Annotated in this window: 4 protein-coding genes; 3 read left to right on the forward strand and 1 reads right to left on the reverse strand. The window is 42.3% G+C overall.

The window, feature by feature from the left end; translation table 11 throughout:
* On the forward strand, positions 1–1143 hold a 1143-nt coding region (locus tag CWC18_RS19880), incomplete at its 5' end, for an FIST signal transduction protein (RefSeq protein ID WP_138675958.1).
* Between the two features lies 1 nt (position 1144).
* The gene (locus tag CWC18_RS19885; protein WP_138675959.1) at positions 1145–2542 is read left to right on the forward strand and encodes a sensor histidine kinase; all 1398 of its coding nucleotides are present in this window, start codon (positions 1145–1147) and stop codon (positions 2540–2542) included.
* Positions 2543–2844: 302 nt separating this feature from the next.
* Here CWC18_RS19885 and CWC18_RS19890 read toward each other — a convergent pair whose 3' ends face one another.
* Entirely contained in the window at positions 2845–4395 is a 1551-nt protein-coding gene (locus tag CWC18_RS19890) for an AbgT family transporter (protein WP_138591719.1), read from the reverse strand.
* 186 nt (positions 4396–4581) lie between these two features.
* Between CWC18_RS19890 and CWC18_RS19895 the strand changes: the two genes are divergently transcribed.
* A partial coding sequence (locus CWC18_RS19895; RefSeq protein ID WP_138591720.1) for an HDOD domain-containing protein occupies positions 4582–4856 on the forward strand: 275 nt, incomplete at its 3' end.

Raw genomic sequence — 4856 nt, forward strand, 5'->3', positions numbered from 1 at the left:
AGTGTCCATCTCATCACCCAAAAAGCGCTAAACGACGTATCTACTCAATGTCAACCAGCTTATAAGCCCACAGTCATACTGGTGTACTTTGATGTGCAACTTAATGCAAAAGCCATATGGCAATGGTTAACCTTGCACTTTCCCGCGACTCCCTTCATTTTAAGCAGCTCTTGCCAAGGCAGCTTATGTCATAACAAACATCACGATACTGGATTTGCCACACTGACAATCACAACCATTGAGGATGACTCAGGGCAGTATCATATTTGTGCCGGCGATACACAAAACCAATCTATTTATGACACAGCCCAGCAAACTGCGAAGCACTTACTAACCGACATAAAAAGCGAACCACCAGAGTTGCTCTGGGTGACTCTCACACCAGGTGATGAAGAAGCCGCGTTAAACGGCATACAAGATGTCATTGGCACACGCGTTCCCATAGTCGGTGGTTCTGCATCTGATAATGATGTTACGGGGCAGTGGCAAATATTTACGCATGCCAGTTCAAAACCTTGCCAAATGGCGATCGCAAGTTTAACTCCATCAGTTCCCATTTCTTTCTCATTTTCATCTGGATATGCACCGTCGGGACGAACAACGGAGGTAACCGAGTCATCTGGTAGGCAAGTAATAACACTCGATGGCATTGAGGCGGCAAGGCAATATAACCACTTAACAAATGGGGCAATCACTGAGCAGTTGCGCGGTGGTAATATTCTTGGACAAACCTCTTTTCATCCGATCGGTCGAGAAGTGAGTAAAGACGAATATTTATTAAGTCATCCTGAGCGTGTAAATAATGACGGTACGATGACCTTATTCTCTCAATTAGCGCAAGGCGATCATTTACATATTATGCAAGGGTCAACAGAAAGTTTACTGCAACGCGCTCACAAAGTCATTCAAAGTGCACAAAACGGTTTAACAGAACCAGAAATCTCTGGCTGCCTACTCATATATTGTGCTGGTTGCATGCTCAGCGTCAAACCACAGTTTGATCAAGTCTCCAAGAATATAAAAAAGCACTTTTCGGCAATCCCAGTCACTGGTGCCTATACATTTGGCGAGCAAGGTTGTTTTCTAGATGGGCAATCACGCCACGGTAATTTAATGATTTCGGCAGTGGTATTTGGGGTATAAAATGACAATCAATGATCATCAACAACTCATCGAGCACAACGAGCGTTTGATTGAAAAAGTCGCTCGCTTAGAGCGCGAAGTCGACAGCCTGCGCACCCAACATGCCGAGTCGCAAGTCTTACTTGAAGGCATGAGTGCATCATTACAGGCATCGACCATCGAAGAGATATATCAATCTATTTTTGCCACACTCAATATTCAAGCCTCTTTTGACGCGGCATTTTTATTGACACCAGACGTCCCCGGAACGCTCATTGTTGCCGCAGCCAGTACACATCAATCAGTGCATCAAAAGCTGAGTGTCGACCCGCTACTCAAGTCAGTGCTGACAGGATCCGCTAAAGCAATCATTGACATTCAACTGCTTAAACCCACTTGGTTAAATACGCTAGATGCCACTGGGTATCACAGTGCATTACTCGCTTCATTTAGCTATAAGAGCTCAGTTTGCCTACTCATTATGCTTAGTGAAAGTAAAGGTGCATATCTACGTCAAGATGCTCGTGCCATTAACCGTATTACAGGGCTTGTAGAACAAACACTGGCACAAGTTGAAAACCGTTTTATCGAATTAGAAGCACAACAATTGCGCATTGAATCCGAGCGTGTACAAAACAATCTAGTACAACAAGAAAAAATGGCCTCATTAGGACAGCTCTCTGCAGGTATAGCCCATGAAATTAATAACCCTATCAGTTTTATTGGCAGTAATTTACAACTGATGCAACAACAAGTTGCTGATATGTTTAAAGTACAAGAAAGCCTGAAAGAACACCCTGATCCTAAAGCTTTATCAGTCTTAAACAACCTCACTGAACAATACCAATGTGACTTTTTACAAGATGAGTTTAGTGAGCTTTTCGCCGATTGTAACCTAGGTGTTGAACGCGTTAGTCATATCGTAAAGTCCCTCAAAGCCTACTGCCAAAACAATGACAGTAACTGGCATTTGAGTGACGTTTGCGAAGGCATTGGTTTGACGCTAAAAATTTTAGAAAACCAAATAAAAAATACCTGCCGTATCGTTGAGGAGCACACTGAGACCCCGCAAAGCTACTGTATCAACAATGAGCTTAATCAGGTATATCTGAACCTATTAGTCAATGCTGTGCAGAGCATTACTGAAAATGGTGAAATACTCATTCGCAGTTATTGCCAAGAACAGAAAATCGTAATTGAGATCCATGATAATGGCATTGGCATTGCACACAGTCAGCTTGATCGTATTTTTGACCCCTTTTATACCACAAAAGATGTTGGAAAAGGCACAGGTCTCGGGCTGTCCATATCACAAGCCATTGTCAAAAAGCATTTGGGGGAGATCACGGTTTCAAGCACCGTAAATCAAGGTACACTATTCAAAATCGTGCTGCCAATATTAGCCTCACCTCCTCCATAGCGAGTTCTATGTTGATATAAAAAACGCCCAAAATGGGCGTTTTATTATTGGTTGAATCTAGGCGCTATTGATCTTTGCTGTTCTATTTTGTTCTCTTTGAGCGTGCTTTATCACGGCGCTTAATGTGTGGCCTAGTAACCTAAGCAAATATTAAGCAACACAGAGAAAGCGCTTGATTGACTTTTCTACTATGTTATCGGCTAACACACACAGAATAAGCATGCTACGCAGCCTCTGCCTTGTATAAAACCCAATCAAACTGCTGCAAAAATGAACCTAAAAGATCAACACACCCTAACCATCTATGAAGGGTATGTATAACTTGATTGTAAACCAAGAGGAAAGCCGAGACCCCAATAAGCAAGTAAGAACAAGCTCCAACCAATTAAGAAAGCAATTGAGTACGGTAACATCATCGCAATCAAGGTACCAATCCCCGTCCCTTTAACATATTTTTGGCAATACACCACAACCAATGGGAAGTAAGGCATAAGTGGCGTAATAATATTTGAGCTTGAATCACCGACGCGATACGCCGCCTGTGTTAGATCAGCTGAAATACCCAATTGCATTAGCATAGGTACAAATATTGGTCCTAATAGTGCCCATTTTGCAGAACTTGAACCAACAAAAAGATTAACGAACGCCGTCAAGAAAATAATGCCCACGACCGTTACCGAGCTTGGTAATGACATGGCTTTAAGTAATTCTGCCCCCTCGATAGCCAATAGCGCCCCCAAGTTTGACTGACTAAATGCCGCAATAAATAGGGCACAGAAAAACGCCATAACAATATAGTACGCCATGCTGCCCATAGCTTTACTCATTGCATCAATCATATCTTTTGAATTTTTAAATGTACCAAAAATAAAACCAAAGATGGCGCCTGGGATCCAAAATAATAAGAAGATTAATGGCACTATCGATTGCATTAAAGGTGCACTGAAATCGGTTAAAGAACCACTCGGACTGCGAAGCGCTGAATCTTCACCACTCGATGCATAGGCAAGTAAACCCAGACCAGCAATCATCACTGATGAGGCAACATAAAACGCAGTGCGTTCTTTTGAGGTAACCTCATCAAATGCCGGTAGGTTATCTGTATCCCCATCCACTTTAGTGTCTTTCAAGCGAGGCTCAATGATTTTATCAGTAATATACCACCCCAATAAAACTATAAAAACACTTGAAGCTGACGTAAAGAACCAGTTATTCAATGGGTTAACTGACATGGCAGGGTCAATAATATGCGCTGCACTCTGCGTAAAGCTCTGTAGTAATGGGTCTATTCCTGACGGAATAAAGTTTGCGCTGAATCCACCACTTACACCAGCAAATGCCGCCGCAATACCCGCTAATGGGTGACGCCCCATTGCGTAATATATGACGCCTGCAATTGGAATAACTAAAACGTAACCTGCATCTGTCGCTGTATGGCTCACAATCGCAATTAAAATAATTGACGGTGTAAGTAACGATTGCGGCGTTCTTTTTAACATCAATTTTAAACCAGCATTGATATAACCTGAATGTTCAGCTACACCCACACCTAACATAGCAACAAGTACAACACCCAACGGCGCAAACCCAGTAAACGTTTTAACCATAGAGGCTAAAAATCCAGCTAACGCATCGCCACTCAATAAATTGTTAACAACAATCGCTTGGCCTGTTCGTGGGTCAATTGCATCAAAGCTTGTGCCCGAGAATAACCACGACAAAAACCATATTAAGACCATCGCAATTAAAAATATAATGGCCGGATCAGGGAGCTTATTTCCCACCCGTTCTATCGAGTTTAAAAAACGCGTTACCATCCCTTGAGAGGCCGCCGTATTTGCATCTTGACTCATGTTTCATCTCTAAAATTACAAAATTGGTTAACCTTAACGCAATTTGGTGTTAACTCGCAATCAATCGCGCCTTAAATTGGGATGGTTCGCCTAATATAACCTAAAAAAGGTTTTTTTTTAGTCTAATTGACCATGTAGGTTCTGCTTTGAACTATCATGATAATTCGCTTTCGCAAGGGTTGCCCCATGATTGATATTGATGATTCAGTTCTCAAAGGTATAAAAACTGGATTTAATCTACCGCCAAAACCAGAGCTACTTAGCCAGTTGCAAGATACCCTCAAAGAACCTGAGCCAGACTTTCATCAAATAGCTAAACTCAGCTCAACAAATATTGCCATGTCAGCTGCAGCCCTCACAGTGCTCGACCCCAGTAGCTATGGTATGGCATGCACCATTACCGATATTAGACAAGCAGTGATGTTATTAGGGTTAGATAGCATAACTAACCTCAGCTCTGG

The organism is Pseudoalteromonas aurantia (assembly GCF_005886875.1).
Taxonomy (GTDB): Bacteria; Pseudomonadota; Gammaproteobacteria; order Enterobacterales; family Alteromonadaceae; genus Pseudoalteromonas; species Pseudoalteromonas aurantia_A.

Coding starts and splice junctions, on each gene's coding strand:
- CWC18_RS19890 (WP_138591719.1), bottom strand. CDS start 4,395: ATGAGTCAAGATGCAAATACGGCGGCCTCTCAAGGGATGGTAACGCGT.
- CWC18_RS19885 (WP_138675959.1), top strand. CDS start 1,145: ATGACAATCAATGATCATCAACAACTCATCGAGCACAACGAGCGTTTG.